Genomic DNA, 17,846 nt, shown 5'->3' on the forward strand with positions numbered 1-17,846 from the left:
TTTCAGGCCCTCGTCGCGGCGTCGGCGGAACCGGTCGCCGCGGAGTCCGCGGTATCCCCGGCGGCCTCCGCTCCGGGGACATCGGCGGCGGCGCCGAGGTCGGCGCGCAGGGCGTCGTTGACCCCGGGCAGGCTCAGTCCGCCGTCGCCGCGCTCGGCCAGGATGGCGGCGTAGGCGGCCTCGGCCGCGGCGTGCTCGGCGATCTTCTTGGAGGAGCCGGAGCCCTCCCCGTACACGCGGCCGTCCACGTGGGCGCGCGCGGAGAACACGCGCTGATGGTCGGGGCCCGTGCTCTCCACCTCGTAGCTGGGGTTGCCCAGGCCGTGCACGGCGGTCAGCTCCTGCAGGCTGGTCTTCCAGTCCAGGCCCGCCCCGCGCATGGAGGCGTCGTTGAGGAACCGGGACACCAGGCGCTCCACCACCACGCGCACCGGTTCCAGGCCCGTGGTCAGGTAGGTGGCGCCGATGAGGGCCTCAACGGTGTCAGACAGGATGGAGTCCTTGTCGCGGCCGCCGTACAGCGACTCGCCGCGACCGAGTTTGATGAATTCGCCCAACCCCAAGTCGCGGGCGACGGCGGCCAGGGCCGGCTCGGAGACGGTGGCGGCACGCATCTTGGCCAGCTGCCCCTCGGGCAGATCCGGGTGGGTGCGGTACAGGTTCTCGGTGACGATGATGCCGAGCACCGAGTCCCCCAGGAACTCCAGGCGCTCATTGGTGGGCAGGCCGCCGTGCTCGTGCGCCCAGGAACGGTGGGTCAGCGCCAGATCGAGCAGGTCGGCGTCGATGCGTTCGCCCCAGCGGAAGACGAGCGTGTCCACGTCCTCGCGCGCCGCGGATACGGCACGCTTCTGCTTGTGCTTGCGCCGCGAGCTCATCAGCGCTGCGCCCCCTCGTCGTCGACGGCGGATCCGGGGGCCTCGGAGTCGGCCGCATCGGTGTCCGCGCCGTCGGGCAGCAGGCTCGCCAGGGCGGACCAGCGCGGGTCGAGCTGCTCGTGGTGGTGGTCGGCGGGAAGATCGTCCAGGCGCTCGCCGCACTGCGGGCACAGCCCCGCGCAGTCCTCGCGGCACAGCGGCTGGAACGGCAGGGCGAGCACGAGGGCGTCGCGCAGGGCGGGCTCGAGGTCGAGGGTGGAATCGCCGAGGATGAACAGTTCGTCGGCCTCTTCATCGCCCTCGGCGGCCTGGGCGCGGGCGGCCTCGGGGGTGAAGTAGAGCTCGTCGAAGGAGATGGTGGTGTCATCCTCGAGGTCGCGCAGGCAGCGCACGCACTGGCCGGCCAGGTGGACGTCGGCGTGTCCGCGTACCAGGATGCCGTTGTCCAGACTGGTCAGCTCGGCGTCCAACACCAGCGGGCTGCCCTCGCGGGCGCCGATCATTTCGGCGCCGAGGTCGGCGGGGGCGGGGGTCTCCAGATGGATGTTCTTGATCGACCCGACCTGCTGGGGCAGGTCGATGATGTCGACGACGAGTCCGGCCGTGGGGGCCATGGCATTCCTCCTGGATGGTCTGAAGTCGCAGGGCCGCGCACTCGAAGCGGCGCAGCGCAGGCGAATCTACTCGCGGGCAGGCACTTCAGCCTAGCGGCGGCCCCGGCGACCGGCCCACCCGGCTGCTATGAGAAGGGCCCACCGGCCGCTCATGGGGGGCGCGCGGAGACCTTGCCCGCAGCCCAACGGTCGGCCCTACCGGCCGCCCTTGGACCAGTTGCGGGTGGCGGCCGGGTCCACGGACCAGCCGGCGAAGTGGCGGTTGGCCTCCTGCTGCTCCCGCTCGGCGTCGGCGGCATCGTTGGCAGCGGTCTCCAGGCGGGCGGCCAGCGCGTCGCGGCCGGCCTGCACCTGCTCGGCGAGCTTGTCGATCTCGGCCTGCAGGGCGGCCAGGGAGCGGTCGGAGTAGTCGTCGGCGCCGTGGCGCAGCCGGGCGGCGCGCTCCTCGGCGGTGGAGATGATGGCGTCGGCGCGATCGTTGGCCATGCGCACGATGTTCTCCCCGGCGACGAGCCGCTCGGCCTCCTCCTGCGCATGGTTGAGGATGCGCTGGGACTCCTCCCGGCCCTGAGCGAGGACGGCGTCGGCGTCGGCGACGATCTCCTCGGCCCGGTGCACGGCGGTGGGGACCGCCTCGCGGGCGCGGTCGATCAGGTCGAGGGCCTCCTGACGGCCCACGATCGCGGAGGAGCTCATGGGGAGGGAACGGGCGGTGGAGACGAGTTCGTCCAGCTCATCGAGGATTCGTAGCAGGTCGTCTCCGGCGTCGGCGCGGGTGGTCACGGGTTCGTCCTTCGGTTCTGCGGGTTAGGGGTTGCGGTGCTGGGGTCGGCCGCCGGCGCGGTGGTCGCCGCGGGGGCCGGGGCGCTCGCCGTGCCGGGTGCCGGGGTGGCGAAGGCGCGGGCTAGCGCGGCCGCGACGCCCGCGGGCACGAGCGCGGAGACGTCCCCGCCGTGGCGGGCGACGTCCTTGACCAGCGAGGAGGATACGTGTGCGTGCGTGGGGGCGGCGGCCAGGAAGAAGGTCTCGGGGGCGCCCAGCTCCCGGTTGAGCAGCGCCATGGGGACCTCGGCATCAAAGTCGGTGCCGTTGCGCAGGCCCTTGACGATGGCGTCGGCGCCCCGCTGAGCGCAGAAGTCGGCGAGCAGACCGGGGATGACGGCGACCTCCGCCCCCGGGATGTGCGCCAGTGCGGCGCGGGCCAGCGCGACCCGCTCGTCAATGGTGAACAGGCGGGAGGAGTCCTTGGCGGCGTTGTGGGCGACGCCGAGGATGACGCGGTCGAACAGGGTGGCGGCGCGGCGCACGACGTCGACGTGCCCGAGGGTGATCGGGTCGAAGGTTCCGGGGTATACGGCGAGCGTCACGCTGTGAGGCTAGCGGAACGACCCCGGCGGGTGGGGACGCGCGCCGCGGCCGGGATGCCGACACGAGCGCGCCGCCGACAGCCGGAGACCGCAGCCGAGGCGTCGGCAGCCGGGACGCCGCGGCGCTCGGCCGGCGACCGGGGCGCCGAGATCAGGCGGGCTGCACGCCCAGCCAGGCCTCCACGACTACCTGCCGAGGTGCGGCGGCGGCCTCCGGGCGCACGTCCGGGCCGCAGGAGCGCGTGCCGATGCCGTGGTGCAGGGCGTCCAGGTGCAGCCACAGGCGGGTGTCCGGGCGCAGTTCCTCCACGTGCTCGGCGGCGGCGAGATTCTCCAGGCTCCATGGGCTCAGTGAGAAGGCCGCCGGGGCCGCGGGCGGGATCACGACGCTCAGACGGCCGGCGTCGCCGTCGAGGTGCAGGCGGCGCAGGCCGGGGCGGGTACCGCCCTCCTGGGGCCGGACCGGCTGCTGCCACAGCGCGGGCACGTCGCCGGTGAAGACGCCGTGACGCATGGCCCCGGACAGGTCCGCGTAGGCGGGGGCGGGGCCGGTGCCGGCCCAGACCGCACGGGTCAGCCCCGTGGGCAGTCCCAGCCGTACACCCAGCCGGGGCAGGACGGCGGGCAGGTCCCCGGTGGGGATGATCTCGGTGCGCAGCCGCAGTCCACCGGCTTCGGCGGTCAGCGTGGTGGTGGTCTCCAGCGCCCAGGCCATCTCCGGCGCACCGCAATGGGTGCGCACCACGACGGCATCACCCGTGACGGCGGTGGCCACATGGCGCTCGCTCATCAGGTGCAGGCGGGCCTCGCGCCAGCGGTCGGCCGCGGAGGGGCCGGGACGGCCGGCGCCCGCACCGAGGTTGGCGCGGCTCGGGGGCACGTGCCAGTAGTCGATGGGCCCGTGCCCCTCGTCGTTGTCGGTGGGGGCACGCCAGATCGTGGTCAGCGGGCCGACGACGTCGATTCCACCCAGGTCGACGAGCCGGCCCCGCTCGTCCAGCCGGGCGGGACCCAGTTGGATGCCGCCGCGCACGCGCACCGGCGCCTCGCCATGAGTGGCCGTTTCCCGGCCCGGGGCGCTCGCGGCCTCGGCGTGGCCGCCCGCAGGCGCATTCCCGAGTGCCGGCCCGGTCGGAGTGGGCATAACCCATGGGGCCGCAGCCGCCACCTCCCGGGTGGACATGACCCGGCGCCCGGAGGCGTCGGCGCAGGCGACCTGGGGCAGCAGCGGGGCGCCGTCGGCCGGGTTGATCTGGCGGGGGCCGGCGTCGGCCAGTCCGGGGATGAGCGGGTCCAGCACGGCGGTGAGCACGTGGACGGCGCGGCCGGCGGCGCGGGCGCGGGCGACGGCGTCGGCCAGTCCGGGCACGTCGAGCAGGCTCTCCTCCCCCGCGGCGAGCTCGGGCAGTGGGTACTCGCCGGAGTCGGCGGCACCCAGGCGCGTGATCCCGGGCGAGGTAGCGGCGCCAGCGGCTTCGGCGGGGTCGGTCCCGGCGGTGGCCGTATCGCCGTCGGCGGTGGAGGCTTCCAGAGTCACCTGCCAGGCGAGCGTGAGTCCGGCGGTGGTGCGCGTGTGGAAGCGGTTGCGCACCCGCACCGTGCCGTTGCCTCGGCCGGGGCTCACGGCGTCGCCGACCCAGGTGGCCAGGACCGGGGCGACCGCGTTGGCCCAGGCGGTGGTGCCGGCGCTGGGGGTGGTGTCGGCGGAGACGAGCCCGTCGCACACGAAGTTGCCGTCGTGCACGCTCTCGCCGAAGTCGCCGCCGTAGCGCAGGGCGCCGGCCGCCTCGGGGCGGGGGTCGACCAGGGCATGGTCGCGCCACTCCCAGACGAATCCGCCCAGGTGGCGGGGATTGGGCTCGACCTGCGCGGTGTAGTCCTCGATGCCGCCGGGGCCGGTGCCCATGGCGTGCAGGTACTCGCACATGATGAACGGCAGGGTGCGCACATGCGCGTTCCGGGCGGGGGTGAGCCGGGCGGCGGCGTGTCCGGCCACCGCCACCGGCGTGCTGGCGGGAGCGGCGGCGGAAGCGCCGTCGACGGCAGCGGCTTCCGCGCCGCGCCCGACGACGGCCTCGACCTCCTCCAGGGTCGGGTACATGCGTGAGTGGACGTCGGTATAGGCGCCGGCGAAGTCGGCCTCGTAGTGGATCAGGCGGCCGGGGTCGCGGTGCTTGATCCACTGGCTCATGGCGGCCAGGTTGCGGCCGGTGCCGGACTCGTTGCCCAGGGACCAGAAGAGGATCGCCGGGTGGTTCTTGTCGCGCTCGACCATGCGGCGGGCACGATCCACCAGGGCGTCGCGCCAGGCGGGGTCGTCGGTGGGGTTGCCCCGCCAGCCGTGGGCCTCGAAGCCGTGGGTCTCCAGGTCGCACTCGTCCATGACCCACAGGCCGATCTCGTCGGCCAGGTCCAGCAGGCGCGGGTGGGGCGGGTAGTGGGAGGTGCGGATGGCATTGACGTTGTGGGCCTTCATGGCGGCCAGGTCGGCGCTGGCCCAGTCCGCGCCGAATACGCGGCCGCGGTGGGCGTTGACCTCGTGGCGGTTGACGCCGGCGATGATCAGGCGGGTGCCGTTGACGCGCACCTGACCGTCGACGACCTCCAGGCGGCGGAAGCCGGTGCGCAGGCGCACGGTCTCCTCCCTGGCGGTGACCACGAGTTCGTACAAGCGCGGCACCTCCGCACTCCAGGGCTCGACCGCGGGCGCGACCAGGCGGGCCGTGCCGGGGCCGGCCAGCTCGGCGCTCAGTCCCAGTTCGGGCAGTTCGACCCGCACCGGGAAGGCGGCGGCCGGCGCGTCCAGGTCGACCTCGAGGGCGCCCGCGCCGGTGGCGGGGTCGTAGTCGGTGCGGACGAACACGTCGTCGATCCGGCCGGCGGGCCGCTGCAGCAGGGTGATGTCACGGAAGATACCGGGCAGCCACCACTGGTCCTGGTCCTCCACGTAGGTGCCGGGCGACCACTGGGACACGCGCACGGCCACGGTGTTCTCCCCCACTCGCAGCAGGCCGGTCACGTCCAGCTCGGAGGGCAGGCGCGAGCCCTGGGTGGTGCCGATCCAGGTGCCGTTCACCCACACGGAGGCGAAGGACTCCACCCCGTCCAGGCGCAGCACCTGGCGGGCACCGGCCTGGTCCAGCGGCCAGTCGGCCGGGAGGGTGAAGGTGCGCACGTGGTCCGCGGTGGGGTTCTCGTCGGGCACGTACGGCGGGTCTACGGGGATCGGGTACTGGACGTTGGTGTACCAGGGCAGGCCGCGCCGGCCGTCGCCGGTGAGCACCCAGTGGGCGGGCAGGTCGATCTCGCCCCAGGGGCCGAGGGAGGCGTCGGCGGTGTCGAAGACCGGGGCAATGGGTTCGCCGCGCTCATCAAGCCCTTCGGGGTGCGCCTGCGGATACAGGCGGAAGGCCCAGGTGCCGTTCAGGCTCAGGCTGGGGGCGCTGGTGTTTTCGGGGGCGACCCAGGCGCGCGGTGGCAGGTGGCGTCCACGGCCGGGTCCGGGCGCGGTGGGGAGCAGCCAGAGGGGCGTGGTGTTGTATCCCGCCCCGCCCTCGAGCTGCAGGCCCTGATCGGCGTAAGCGGGTCCGATGACGGTGCGCGGCATGTGTCTTCCTCCCGATCCCGGCTGAGCGTCTGCGGTGCCACCCCGGTTTTCGCGTGTCCGCCTCAAGCCTAGTGGCACTGGGGCTAGTGGCCGCCACTGGCCCCACACCCTCAGCTCTGGCGCCGCCGTCGGGCGCGGTCACGCGCCGAAACCGCAGGAATGTCCAAGATCGGCACGAACGCGCTGGCGGCCGCGAGAGCACGCTTAACGGAACGCTGGAATCATGCGGATCTGCAACCGATTTGGCGAAGCGTCGAGGGTGTTTCTGCCGGATTTGGACATTTTCCCGGGACAAGCGGCGCTCGGCCCGCGGCGCCCAATCCTCTAGGCTCGCCCCATGACCAGGATCGTGGCCGGGAGCGCCGGCGGGCGCCGGATCGACGTGCCCGCGGCCGGCACCCGCCCCACCTCCGAGCGGGTGCGTGAAGCCCTGTTCGGCCGGCTCGAGCACTACGGTGTCATCGCCGACGCGCGCGTGCTGGACCTGTGCGCGGGCTCGGGCGCACTCGGTCTGGAGGCGGCCAGCCGCGGCGCCACCGACGTGACCCTGGTGGACGCCTCCCGCCGCGCCACCCGCGTGTGCGATGCCAACATTCGCGCCCTCGGCCTGCGCGGGGTGCGCAGCGCCACCGCGAAGGTGGAGGCCTTCCTGGCCGGGCCGGCGGGTGCGCCCGTGGACCTGGTCATGCTCGATCCGCCCTACGACGTCGACGAGACCACCCTGGCGGCCATGCTGGCCCCGCTCCCCCGCCGCCAAGACCCGTGGCTGGCGCCGGGCGCGGTGGTCGTGGTTGAGCGCTCCTCGCGCTCCCCCGAGCCGTCCTGGCCCGCGGGCCTGCGCCGGTTCTCCATGCGCAAGTACGGGGAGACCACGCTCTGGTTCGCCGAGCCCGACGACGGCGCGCCTTCCAACGACGGCGCTGCGGCCGACGCAGAACCCGCCGCGCACTGAATCGGCCCTCCCGAGCCGTGGGCCTGGCGGATCCGGCCCGCCCGACCCGCATCGGTGCGCGCCCGACGCGTCATGACCGCTCCAGGTAGGCGCCCGCCTCCTCATCCAGACGGTCGGCGATGGCGGCTGCCAGGTCCCGGTGCTCGGCCAGGGTCGGGTCGGCGGCAATGACCGTCTCCGCCTGCTTCCGCGCCCGGGCGATGAGCGCGCCGTCACGGCTCACGCGCAGCAGATCCAGGTCGCTGCGCCGACCCGACTGGGCGGCGCCGAGCACATTGCCCTCGCTGCGCAGTTCCAGGTCGGCCTCCGCCAGTTGAAAGCCGTCGCTGATATCCCCGAAGGCCTTGAGCCGGTGGTAGGCGGGCGACCCGACCTCCACGCCGGTCACCGCCACGCACACCGACTCCCGCTCACCGCGCCCGACGCGTCCGCGCAGCTGATGCAGCTGGGACAGGCCGAAGCGGTCGGCGTCCAGGATCACCATCATGGAGGCGGACGGCACGTCCACGCCCACCTCCACCACGGTGGTGCACACCAGCACGGGGGTGCGCCCGGAGATGAAGTCCACCATGGCGGCGTCCTTCTCCGCGGCGCTCATCCGGCCGGTCAGGATGCCGACCCCCACGCCCGCGAGCGCCGGCTCGGCGGCCAGCTGCTGCGCCCAGTCGACGACGGCGGCCGGCGGCCGGGTCGGGGCCGCCTCCTGGGGCAGTTCCCCGCCCTCGTCGAGGAGCGCGCCCGGCAGCTCCGGCTCCTCCTGATCGGCTCCGGCGGCGTCGTCGGCGTCAATGCGCGGGCATACCACGTACACGCGTCCGCCGGCGGCCACCTCCTCGGCGGCGCGCTTCCAGATGCGCTCCACCCAGGGCTCGCGCGCCCAGGGCGCCAGGCTGGTGGCGACCGGGCGGCGACCGCCGGGCAGCTCGTCGAGCACGGCCGTGTCCAGGTCCCCGAAGATGGTCATGGCAATGGTGCGCGGGATGGGGGTGGCGGTCATGACCAGCAGGTGTGGGGTGCGCTGGGCGCCGGTGGCCGGGTCGGTGACGCCACCGCGCTCGCGCAGGGCGTCGCGCTGGGCGACGCCGAAGCGGTGTTGCTCGTCCACCACGACCAGCCCGAGGAAGGGGATCTGCACGGTCTGGGACAGCAGGGCGTGGGTGCCCACCACGATGGTCGGCTCCCCGGCGGCCAGGTCGGCCAGCAGTTGGCGGCGCTGCGCGGGCGGGGTGGAGCCAGTCAGCAGCCGCACGCGGGTGGCGCGCTGGGCGCCGTCGAGCATGCCCGCGTGCGCGAGCGGACCCAGCAGGGCCTCCAGTGAGGCGCGGTGCTGGGCCGCCAGGATCTCGGTGGGCGCGAGCAGGGCGGCCTGTCCACCGGCATCGACCACCTGCAGCATGGCGCGCAGGGCGACCAGGGTCTTGCCGGAGCCGACGTCGCCTTGGAGCAGCAGCTGCATGGGGACGGTGGAGTTCAGCGCGTCGGCGATCTGGCCGCCCACGCGCACCTGCCCGGCGGTGAGGGGGTACGGCAGGGCGGCGTCCAGGTCCGCCAGGAGGGACTCCTCGCCGGGGATGGGCCAGGAGACGGCGGTGTGCTCGGCGGCGTGCTGGACGCGCCGCTGCACCAGGGCGGCCTGCAGTACGAAGGCCTCCTCGTGACGCAGGCGACGGCGGGCCTCACGCCACTGGGTGGCGTCCTCGGGGGTGTGTACCCACCGGTAGGCGGTGTAGGCGTCCACCAGGTGCTCGGTGGTGCGCACCGGCTCTGGCAGCGGCTCGGGGATGTCCGCGGGGCCGATCTGGTCCAGGATGGTGCGCACGGCTCGTCCCACCAGCCAGGAGGGCAGGGACTCGGTGCCCGGGTAGATGGGCATGGGGCGGGCCAGCAGCGCCTCGCGCTCGGCGTCGTCGAGTTCGTCGAGGACCTGGAAGCGGGTGCTGGCCAGCTGCAGGCGGCCGTGGCGCAGCCCGACCTTGCCGTACAGCAGCACGGTGGTGCCGGGGGCGAGCTGTTCGGCGTGGTGGTGCATCTGGCCGGGATTGCCGAACATCACCAGGCCCATGGTGGTCGCCCCGTCGGTGACGGTGGCCTCCATCAGGGCCGGTGGCCGGCCGGAGCGGGTACGGCGGGCGGCGGCGCGCACCACCTGCGCCTGGATGGTGGCCTGCTCGCCGTCCTTGAGGGTGCGCAGGTCGGTCAGGTCCCCCCAGGTGTCGTAGCGGCGCGGGAACAGGCGCAGCAGCCCGCGTGGGGTGGTGATGCCCTGCTTGGCGAGCTGGGTGGCGGTGGTCTTGCCGATCAGTCGGTCCAGGGGCCGGTCGAGTAGGGGTACGGCTCCGCGCGGGCGGCGGGCACTACTGGGGGTGGTCATGGGGGCTCACCCGATGGCGAGCAGGACGTCGGGGGTCGGCTGGGCGCCCGCGTGAATGACGACCTCGATGGCGTCGGGGCTGTCGAGTTGCTGCTCGGCGTAGCGGGCGACGGTGGCGGCCGCGACGGCGCCGACGTCGGGCAGGGCGTCGCGGCCGAGGATGACGGTGACGAGTTCGTCGTCGGGGCGCAGCGCGGCGGTCAGGGCGGCGGCGACGGCGTCGGTTTCGGCGTCCGGGCCGGTCAGGGCGGTGGTGCGCACGGCCGCGGCGACACTGCCCGCCCGGGTGGCCAGCTCGCCGAGTTCGGCGTGCTCGCCCTGCCCGGCCACGGCGACGGCGGCGGCCAGGACGCCGGCCTCGTCATCGGTGTCGCATACGAGCAGGCGTACCCCCTCGGGGATGGTGCGCGCGGCCTCGCCGGTCCCGGCGCCGCGCACGGAGGAGACGGCTGAACGGGCGGCGAGGAAGCGGGCGGCGGCGTGGGCGCTGGCGGCGGCCTGCGGGTCACAGGGCAGGACGACGGCCTGGGCGGCGCCGAGGTCGCCGGCGGCGCGGACGATGCCGTCGCGTTCGGGGTCCAGCACCACGACGGCGCCGGTGCGGGCGAACTGCTCGATCAGGCCGGGAGCGCGGGTGCAGGCGATGACGCCGACGCGGCGGGGGGCGGAGTTCGCGGCGGCGTGCGAACCGTTGCCGGCGGCCGCGGGGGCGGCCTGCGAGTCGTGCTGGGCGCGGCGGGCGGCGAGGCGCTCAAAGGAGACGACGCGGCCGTCGGCGGGGGCGGAGGTGGGCAGCGGCGGCTCGTCGGCCTCCCATGCGGGGGCGAGCGCGAGCGCCGTCGGGTGCAGATGGTGGATGCATACCTGGCGGGCGCGGCCGCTGCGGGGCAGGGCGGCGCGCGGGGTGTCGGTGTGGACGTGGACCTGGAACATGCCCACGCCGAGCGCGTCGGGGGTGCCGACCACACCCACGGAGTCGCCGATCGGCTCCAGATCGCGGCGCAGGGCGGCGGCCTGGGCGGCGGTGGCCTCCAGCAGGTACATGACCTCGAACTCACCGGTGGAGAAGGGGCCGGCGTTCTCGCGTGCCCCGGCGCCGTGGGTGGTGGCGGCGACCAGATCGTCGAGCATCTGCCGCGCGACGTCCGTGCAGGGCAGGGTGGACGGCGTCGACGTGGCGGTCGCGCTCGGGGAGACGGGCAGTGCCCCCGGGGCGGCGTCTGCGTGACCGGCGTCGATGGTGTCGGACAGGCTGGTGTACATGAGCATGAGGGCGGCCCCGCCGGCGTCGACGGCGCCATGGCCCAGCCCCGCGGTCTCCACCACGGACTCCTGGGCGCCGAAGGCGGCGGAGGCGGCGACGGTGGAGACACTCGGCGGTGCGGAGGCGGTGGATTCCTCGAAGGCGGTGCGCGCGCCGGTGGCGGCGTCCTGGGCGACGGTGAGCAGGGTGCCCGCGACCGGCCGGGAGACGGCGGCCCAGGTGGTGGTGGCGATCCGCTCATAGGCGTGGACCAGTTCGACCGGCCGCAGCGCCGTGGGGTCGGGAGCCTCGGCGCACACGTCCGCCAGGGCGGCCAACACCTGGGAGATGAGCAGTCCGGAGTTGCCGCGGGCGCCGCGGACGGCCCCGTCGGCGGCGGCACGGGCGGTCTGGGCGAGGTCCGCGCCGGGAGGCAGGAGAGCCAGGGCGTCGCAGGCGGAGCGGACGGTAAGCAGGACGTTGGTGCCGGTGTCGGCGTCGGGGACCGGGAAGACGTTGAGGAAGTTGACCAGCTCGCGGGTGGACTCGGCGACCGCCCGGGCCGCATTCAGCCAGGCGTGCAGCAGCGGGGCGGTGATGACGGGGACGCCGGGGGCGTCTGTGCGATCTGCCACGCCGCTCCCTTCCTGTGCTCGTTGCCTGTGCTCACGCGATGCCGAATCGCGTCGGCGGGCCGCCCGCCGGGGCTGGCGCACCGGCGACTGCGAACTTAAGCTCAGACTAGTGGTTTACGGGGTTTTGTGCTGCCGCGGGCGGTGCGGCGTGTGCGCGAGCCCATACCCGCTCCACTTGGGGTGGCGGGCCGTTTCCGATAAGGTGCTGGGGTTGCCCGCGACCCGTGTCGCCGGGCGGTAGACCCGGCGCCGGGCAAAAGGCCCGCGCGCTTACACCAAGAAGATTCAGGAGTGGAACCGTGGCTGCTGTGTGCGACGTCTGCGGCAAGGGCCCCGTCTTCGGCAAGAGCGTCTCGCACTCCCATGTGCGGACCAGCCGCCGGTGGAACCCGAACATTCAGCGTGTACGTGCTCTCGTGAACGGCACCCCCAAGCGCCTCAACGTGTGCACGTCCTGCCTCAAGGCCGGCAAGGTGACGCGCAACATCTGAGCGCGCCACGCCCGCCTGCAGGGCACTCAAGGCCGCCGTCCCGCACCCGCGGACGGCGGCCTTTTCCTTGGCTCCGGCTCCCCGTTACCTTGTTTGTGGTCGCCGGTGAAGGAGTGCCGGTGGCTGGGCCAGCCGCTGTGGGCACGGGTGTCTTGCCCCTGTCGTTTGATGATCCGGGGGGTGTTGTCACCCATGGTGGCGGGCGGGGGGATGCGCTGATTAGGGGAACGGACCAAGGCGCCTTAGCCTTAGAGTCCTTTCGTAACGTGGGTGCGGGGCCGTCTGTCTGACAGGCTGACCCACCAACGCACGAGAGAGGCGCGCGGGAAGATGGATATCGAGGACGTGGAGGTCTTCGTCGGTATCGACGTCGGCAAAGCCGAGCACTGGGCCACGGCCCTGACCGCCGGCGGGAAGAAGCTGTTCGACAAGGCCCTACCCAACGACGAATCCAGGCTTAGGGACCTGTATGAGCGTCTGGGTGAGCATGGCCGGGTCCTGGTGGTCGTGGATCAGCCGGCGACGATCGGCGCCCTGGCGGTGGCGGTCGCTCAGGTCATGGACATAACTGTGGGCTACCTGCCCGGCCTGTCGATGCGGCGTATCGCGGACCTGACCCCGGGCAGTGCCAAGACCGACGCGAAGGACGCCGCGGTGATCGCCGATGCGGCCCGCACCATGCCCCACACGCTCAGGTCCATCAGCACTTCGGACGAGGACGCGGCCGCGTTGAGCATGCTCACCGGCTTCGGGCCTGGACCTGGCCCGTCAGGACCAGCCAGACCGAGGGGCCGTATCCGGGGCCCGTGTGCACCCAGATCCACCCTGCCCTCGAGACTGTGCTGGGCAAGTGGCTCGAACACGACAGCGTGCTGGAGGTGATCGCCGCCTGGCCCACCCCCGCCCGCCTGCGCAAGGCCGGGCGGGCGCGGATCGACGCCAAGCTCAAATCCAACGGGTGCAGACGCCATGCCGCCTGGGCGCAGGCCATCACCGACGCCCTTGCACGTCAGAGCGTGGTCGTGGCTGGTACCGACGCGGCCGGGGTGGTGCTGCCCCACCCGACACCGGCCGGCTCATCGCCCTGCACGCCCAACGCGACGATGTCGCCGCCCAGGTTGAGGCCCTGACGGGTGGCCCACCCTCTTTACCCGGTCCTGACCTCCATGCCCGGGGTGGGGGTCAGGACCGCCGCCGTGTTCCTGGCCGAAACCGCGGGCAGAACCTTCCCCACCGGCGCCCAGCTGGCCTCATACGCCGGCCTGACACCAGTCACCCGGCGGTCGGGCTCCTCCATCCGGGGCGAGTATGTCTCCCACGCGGGCAACAAGCGCCTCAAACGCGCCATGTTCCTGTCAGCCTTCGCCTCACTGCGGTCCGACCCCGCATCCCGGGCGTACTACGAGCGCAAACGCGCCCAGGGCAAGCGCCACAACCAGGCCGTACTCGCCCTCGCACACCGCCGCATCCTGACCCTATACGCCATGATCCGAGACGGCTCCCTCTACGACCCCCAACCAACCCAGCAACTACCCGCCGCCGCTTGACAAACCACATAGGGGCACCCCCCTCACCGAGATCGGTAGAAGTTACGTGCCGAGATCGGTAGAAGTTACGTACCGAGATCGGTAGAAGTTACGTACCGAGATCGGTAGATATGGCGACGGGCCGTGCATCTATGCCATGAAGTGGTCCCAGCCGAGGCGCTCGGGCACGCGCCCGCCGAGCAGCACGGCCGCCGGCTCGCCCGCGTGCCGGGCGCGCACGGCTCCGATCACCCGGGCGCCCTCCGGCAGCCGTTCGACCGCCGACGGCGGCAGCGTGGCCAGCAGGCCGTGGTCCTCTCCCCCGGTCAACGCCCAGGCCCGCGCCAGGTCACGCGCGGCCACGGCGTCGGGGCGAAGCAAGCCGGCGACCGGCGCCAACGCGGCGAGGTCATGCGTCAGCCCGGCCTCCGGGTCGCCGTCCGGGTCGGCGATCTCGACGACGACGCCGCTGGCCCGGGCGATCCGATCCGCGTCGCGCAGCAGCCCGTCGGACACGTCCAGCATGGCGTTGGCTCCGGCGTCGGCCAGGGCGGGACCTGCAGCCAGCGGCGGGCTCGGCGCCCGGTAGATGCGCAGGCATTGCGCGGCGGCCGCGGCAGCGCCGTCGTTGATCGTCATGCCGTCTTCGCCCGCGTCGCCCCGCGCACCGGCGTGGGCGGCAGCGACGGCGTCATCCCACCTGTTCGAGCGGTCATCCAGACCGGCCTGCAGCAGTGCGAGCCCGGCCGCCGAACGTCCCAGCGTGCCGCAGTGGACGACGAGGTCGCCGGGACGCGCGCCCGAGCGCCGCACCGGGCGGCGGCCATCCAGGTCGCCGTGGACGGTGACGGCGATGACCACCCGGTCCCCGACACTCAGATCGCCGCCGACCACGCCCGCATCCGTGCCCGCACACGCGTCGGCGAAGCCGCGAGCCAGGTCCTGCACCCAGGCGACCGGGGTGGTGCGCGGCAGCACCAGGCTGACCACCAGCGTCGTCGGGCGCGCCCCCATGGCGGCGATGTCGGCGAGGTTCTGGGCGGCGGCGCGGGCCCCGACGTCGCGGGCGGTGGACCAGTCGGGGCGGAAGTGCTCGCCCTGGACGAGCACGTCGGTGCTCACGCAGTAGCGCCCGTCCGGGGCGGCGACCACGGCGCTGTCGTCCCCACTGGGCACCTCCACGCGGGCCGCCTGCGGCAGCAGCGGGGTGAAGGCGGCCAGCAGCGCCTCCTCCCCCAGGTCGGCGACGGTGGTTGCGGCACCACTGCCGGCAACGGAGTCGCCGGCGGCAGCACCATCGGAATCGACGGTTTCGACGCCGCGGCCGGCCGGGGGCGTCCCGACGTCGTCGGCCTCAGCGGTTGACATCTCTGGGACGCTCGAGCGCCAGCTCGATCAGCTCGGTGACCAGGTCGCGGTAGGCCAGCCCGGATACCTGCCACATGTAGGGGTACATGGAGAAGGGCGTGAAGCCGGGCATGGTGTTGACCTCGTTGACGATCGCCTCGCCGTCCGGGGTGAGGAAGAAGTCGACGCGGGTCAGGCCCTCCCCGCCGATGGCGATGAAGGCCTCTGCGGCCCGGCGCATGAGCAGTTCGCGTTCGGCCGGGGCGATGTGGGCGGGGCAGACCATGGCGACGGCGTCGTGGGCCAGGTACTTGGTCTCGTAGTCGTAGAACTCGCCGGCGCCGTTAGCGGCGTCCATGACGATCTCGCCGGGCTCGGCCACGCGCGGGGCGGCGTCGCCGTGTCCGGCGAGCACCGCCACCTCGATCTCGCGGCCGACGACGCCGGACTCGACCAGCACCTTCGGATCCACCTCGCGGGCAGCCTCAATGGCCGCGTCCAGGTCGGAAAGATCCTCCACCCGGCTGATGCCCAGGGAGGAGCCGGCGCGGGCGGGCTTGACGAACAGGGGGCGGGCCAGGTCGGCGCACTGGGCGAGGATGGTGGCCTTGTCACGGCGCCAACGATGCGGCTCGACGAGCACATGCGGGGCGGTGGGAATACCGGCGGCCTGCAGCAGCACCTTGGTGACCTGCTTGTCCATGCCGGCGGCGGAGGCGAGCACGCCGCAGCCTACGTAGGGCAGGCCCAGCATCTCCAGCATCCCTTGGATGGTGCCGTCCTCGCCGTAGGGGCCGTGCAGCAGCGGCAGGACGACGTCGACGGTGCCGAGAACCTCTGGGCCGGCGGGGGTGATCGCGGTCAGATTCCCGCCCCCCAGCCGCATGGCCAGTTCGCCGCGACCGAGCCCGTCGGTGGTGATCTCCACCGGGGGACGGGCGTCGTCCAGGCGCAGGGCGTCGGGATCGTCGTCCACCAGCACCCACTGGCCCTGGCGGGTGATGCCGATGGGCACGACGTCGTAGCGGTCCCGGTCAATGGCGTCCAGCACGCCGGCGGCGGTGGCACAGGAAATGGTGTGCTCGCCGCTGCGGCCCCCGAAGACGACAGCGACCCTCGGCTTGTGCGGCCGTGCGGCGGCCGGGGCCTGCGTTGAGGGGGCCGGGGCCGACGAGGTGAAGAGACCGGAATCCGTGCTTGCGCCGGTGCTTACTGCGTTTGAGGCATGAGGGGCCGACATGGTGGCAACGCTACCGCTACCCGGGCGGATCGAGTGTCAAGTCACCGCTCGACGTCGGGCGCGCCGTCGGCCGGTACCGAAGTATCTGTTCCTATGCACCACCAGCCCCTCCCTCGTATGATTGACGTCACACGCGTGGTTCACTCGAGGTCAGGAGACGTCATGACACGCCCAAGCCCACTCCCCCGCACACTCGTCCCCGCCCTGGCCCTGCTGCTGACCGGCACACTCGCACTGAGCGCCTGCGGCTCGGGCTCCGGCGGCGGCGCCGCATCCGAGGAGGCGTCCGCGCCGGCCACATCCGCCGAGTCGGCCGACAGCACTGCCTCCGCCGCGTCCACCGATGACGCCTCGGCACCGGAGTCTTCCGGTGCCTCGCAGGCGCCCACCAGTACCGGCTCGCTCACCCAGCAGGAGACCAACCCGTCCGGAGCGCCCGCCTGGGGCACCGGCGCCGACGGCCAGGCGGCGTCCGACGGCTCGGCACTGGTCATCTCCGACGTGCGCATCGGCTCCCACGACGATGAGGACTACTCCCGCTTCGTGGTCGAGTTCTCCGGTGAAGGCACGCCGGGCTGGTCGGCACAGTGGACCGATCAGGCTCACACCCAGGGCAAGGGCGACCCCATCACCGTGGAGGGCGACTTCACCCTGGTAGTCATCGGCACCGGCGTGACCATGCCGATCAGCGAGGAGCAGCAGGCCGTGGCCTACACCGAGCCGGTGCGCTTCGACTTCGACGCCGTCGGGCGCGACGACGACGAGGGCATTGAGGAGGCCTACCTGGATCTCGCCTTCGAAGACCAGTTCCAGGTGGTGCTCGGCACCGACTCGCAGCAGTTCCGGATCTTCACGCTCACCAACCCCACCCGTCTGGTGATCGACGTCGCCGACGATGACGCCAACGACGACTGACGACGGGCCCATACCGCTTCGACCTCTCGCGGCGGAGATCATCGTTCGCGGGGTGATTCGTCGTGGGGACGAGGTCCTCCTTGTCCAAAGCACGGTCGCTTCCTGGTGGTTCCTCCCCGGCGGGCACCTTGAGAGCGGCGAAAGCCTGTCGCAGTGCCTGGTGCGCGAGCTCATCGAGGAGGCTCAGTTGGAAGTCACCGATCTGCACGGGCTCGGTTTCATTGAGCATTCATACACAGACGACACCGGCAGCCATCATGAGGTGAACGTCTTGATCCAGGCTTCTCCACACGGCGAGGTCGGTGCCGTGGAGGATCATCTGACCTTCCGCTGGTTCCCGGTGTCCATGCTCTCTACGCTCGATGTGCGCCCCGAGGGTGTCGCCGCAACACTGCAACGGGGTGGCCCAATCGGCCGGCTCGTGGTCGGCAATGAGGGCATATAGCACGAGCGTGTTCAGGCGCCACTCCCCCTGGTTCGCGGCGAACGACGGTTCATGAGTTGCGACGACGGTTCGTACCTTCGCATCAGGGTTCGTATGTTCTGGTCAGCGATTCGTACTTTCTTGTGACGGTTCGTACCCGTAGGTGCCGAACCGTCGTAAGGAGGTACGAACCGCCGACCGGAAAGTACGAACCGTCGTCGTTGGTGACGAACCGC

13 protein-coding genes and 1 pseudogene are annotated in these 17,846 nt (G+C 72.8%); 5 read left to right on the plus strand and 9 right to left on the minus strand.

Annotated elements, in window-relative coordinates; genetic code table 11:
• Positions 1 to 2: 2 nt before the first annotated feature.
• The 5 genes from rnc to BN1056_RS10795 form a co-directional block, all read right to left on the minus strand.
• Positions 3 to 878 carry a ribonuclease III gene (gene rnc, locus BN1056_RS10775; RefSeq protein ID WP_210581122.1) on the minus strand — a complete coding sequence of 292 codons (876 nt, stop codon included), beginning with the start codon at positions 876 to 878 and terminating at the stop codon, positions 3 to 5.
• Positions 878 to 1,492: a YceD family protein gene (locus BN1056_RS10780; RefSeq protein WP_210581124.1), complete on the minus strand. Its 615-nt coding sequence runs from the start codon at positions 1,490 to 1,492 to the stop codon at positions 878 to 880. Before BN1056_RS10780 ends, rnc begins: the two co-directional genes overlap by 1 nt.
• A 195-nt stretch (positions 1,493 to 1,687) precedes the next feature.
• Positions 1,688 to 2,275, minus strand: a complete 588-nt coding sequence (locus BN1056_RS10785; RefSeq protein WP_210581127.1) for an ATP synthase subunit B family protein — start codon at positions 2,273 to 2,275, stop codon at positions 1,688 to 1,690.
• Entirely contained in the window at positions 2,272 to 2,859 is a 588-nt protein-coding gene (coaD, locus tag BN1056_RS10790; protein ID WP_210581129.1) for a pantetheine-phosphate adenylyltransferase, read from the minus strand. Before coaD ends, BN1056_RS10785 begins: the two co-directional genes overlap by 4 nt.
• Before the next feature lie 151 nt (positions 2,860 to 3,010).
• Positions 3,011 to 6,466 carry a glycoside hydrolase family 2 TIM barrel-domain containing protein gene (locus BN1056_RS10795; RefSeq protein WP_210581131.1) on the minus strand — a complete coding sequence of 1,152 codons (3,456 nt, stop codon included), beginning with the start codon at positions 6,464 to 6,466 and terminating at the stop codon, positions 3,011 to 3,013.
• 337 nt (positions 6,467 to 6,803) lie between these two features.
• On the opposite strand from BN1056_RS10795, the gene rsmD reads away from it, so the two are divergent.
• Complete coding sequence (gene rsmD / locus BN1056_RS10800; RefSeq protein ID WP_108966483.1) at positions 6,804 to 7,418, plus strand: 16S rRNA (guanine(966)-N(2))-methyltransferase RsmD; 615 nt, start codon at positions 6,804 to 6,806, stop codon at positions 7,416 to 7,418.
• Positions 7,419 to 7,488: 70 nt separating this feature from the next.
• Here rsmD and BN1056_RS10805 read toward each other — a convergent pair whose 3' ends face one another.
• Both BN1056_RS10805 and BN1056_RS10810 read right to left on the minus strand, forming a co-directional pair.
• On the minus strand, positions 7,489 to 9,789 hold the full coding sequence (locus BN1056_RS10805) for an ATP-dependent DNA helicase RecG (protein WP_244671664.1): 2,301 nt from the start codon (positions 9,787 to 9,789) through the stop codon (positions 7,489 to 7,491).
• Between the two features lie 6 nt (positions 9,790 to 9,795).
• Positions 9,796 to 11,667 (minus strand): DAK2 domain-containing protein, encoded by a 1,872-nt coding sequence (locus BN1056_RS10810; protein WP_210581133.1) that lies wholly within the window; start codon positions 11,665 to 11,667, stop codon positions 9,796 to 9,798.
• A 299-nt stretch (positions 11,668 to 11,966) separates the two neighbouring features.
• Between BN1056_RS10810 and rpmB the strand changes: the two genes are divergently transcribed.
• Both rpmB and BN1056_RS10820 read left to right on the plus strand, forming a co-directional pair.
• Entirely contained in the window at positions 11,967 to 12,158 is a 192-nt protein-coding gene (rpmB, locus tag BN1056_RS10815; protein WP_073327266.1) for a 50S ribosomal protein L28, read from the plus strand.
• Positions 12,159 to 12,488: 330 nt separating this feature from the next.
• A pseudogene (locus BN1056_RS10820) lies at positions 12,489 to 13,705 on the plus strand (IS110 family RNA-guided transposase).
• A gap of 129 nt (positions 13,706 to 13,834) precedes the next feature.
• On the opposite strand, the gene thiL reads toward BN1056_RS10820, so the two are convergent.
• Together thiL and BN1056_RS10830 are read right to left on the minus strand one after the other, a co-directional pair.
• On the minus strand, positions 13,835 to 15,052 hold the full coding sequence (gene thiL / locus BN1056_RS10825; protein WP_210581135.1) for a thiamine-phosphate kinase: 1,218 nt from the start codon (positions 15,050 to 15,052) through the stop codon (positions 13,835 to 13,837).
• Positions 15,039 to 16,271, minus strand: a complete 1,233-nt coding sequence (locus BN1056_RS10830; RefSeq protein ID WP_210581137.1) for a D-alanine--D-alanine ligase family protein — start codon at positions 16,269 to 16,271, stop codon at positions 15,039 to 15,041. The genes thiL and BN1056_RS10830 overlap by 14 nt, the downstream gene beginning before the upstream one ends.
• Before the next feature lie 162 nt (positions 16,272 to 16,433).
• Here BN1056_RS10830 and BN1056_RS10835 point away from each other — a divergent pair, with 162 nt between their 5' ends.
• Both BN1056_RS10835 and BN1056_RS10840 read left to right on the plus strand, forming a co-directional pair.
• A complete protein-coding gene (locus tag BN1056_RS10835; protein WP_210581139.1) occupies positions 16,434 to 17,186 on the plus strand; it encodes an AMIN-like domain-containing (lipo)protein in 753 nt (250 codons plus the stop codon).
• The gene (locus tag BN1056_RS10840) at positions 17,167 to 17,631 is read left to right on the plus strand and encodes an NUDIX domain-containing protein (protein WP_210581141.1); all 465 of its coding nucleotides are present in this window, start codon (positions 17,167 to 17,169) and stop codon (positions 17,629 to 17,631) included. Before BN1056_RS10835 ends, BN1056_RS10840 begins: the two co-directional genes overlap by 20 nt.
• Positions 17,632 to 17,846 lie beyond the last annotated feature (215 nt).

The organism is Actinomyces succiniciruminis (assembly GCF_900002405.1).
In the GTDB taxonomy this organism is placed as follows: Bacteria; Actinomycetota; Actinomycetes; order Actinomycetales; family Actinomycetaceae; genus Actinomyces; species Actinomyces succiniciruminis.

Bases quoted from the DNA above. Each gene is read 5' to 3' on its own strand.
- rnc (WP_210581122.1), bottom strand. From the start codon at position 878: ATGAGCTCGCGGCGCAAGCACAAGCAGAAGCGTGCCGTATCCGCGGCG.
- BN1056_RS10780 (WP_210581124.1), bottom strand. From the start codon at position 1,492: ATGGCCCCCACGGCCGGACTCGTCGTCGACATCATCGACCTGCCCCAG.
- BN1056_RS10795 (WP_210581131.1), bottom strand. From the start codon at position 6,466: ATGCCGCGCACCGTCATCGGACCCGCTTACGCCGATCAGGGCCTGCAG.
- rsmD (WP_108966483.1), top strand. From the start codon at position 6,804: ATGACCAGGATCGTGGCCGGGAGCGCCGGCGGGCGCCGGATCGACGTG.
- BN1056_RS10805 (WP_244671664.1), bottom strand. From the start codon at position 9,789: ATGACCACCCCCAGTAGTGCCCGCCGCCCGCGCGGAGCCGTACCCCTA.
- thiL (WP_210581135.1), bottom strand. From the start codon at position 15,052: ATGTCAACCGCTGAGGCCGACGACGTCGGGACGCCCCCGGCCGGCCGC.
- BN1056_RS10830 (WP_210581137.1), bottom strand. From the start codon at position 16,271: ATGTCGGCCCCTCATGCCTCAAACGCAGTAAGCACCGGCGCAAGCACG.
- BN1056_RS10835 (WP_210581139.1), top strand. From the start codon at position 16,434: ATGACACGCCCAAGCCCACTCCCCCGCACACTCGTCCCCGCCCTGGCC.
- BN1056_RS10840 (WP_210581141.1), top strand. From the start codon at position 17,167: ATGACGCCAACGACGACTGACGACGGGCCCATACCGCTTCGACCTCTC.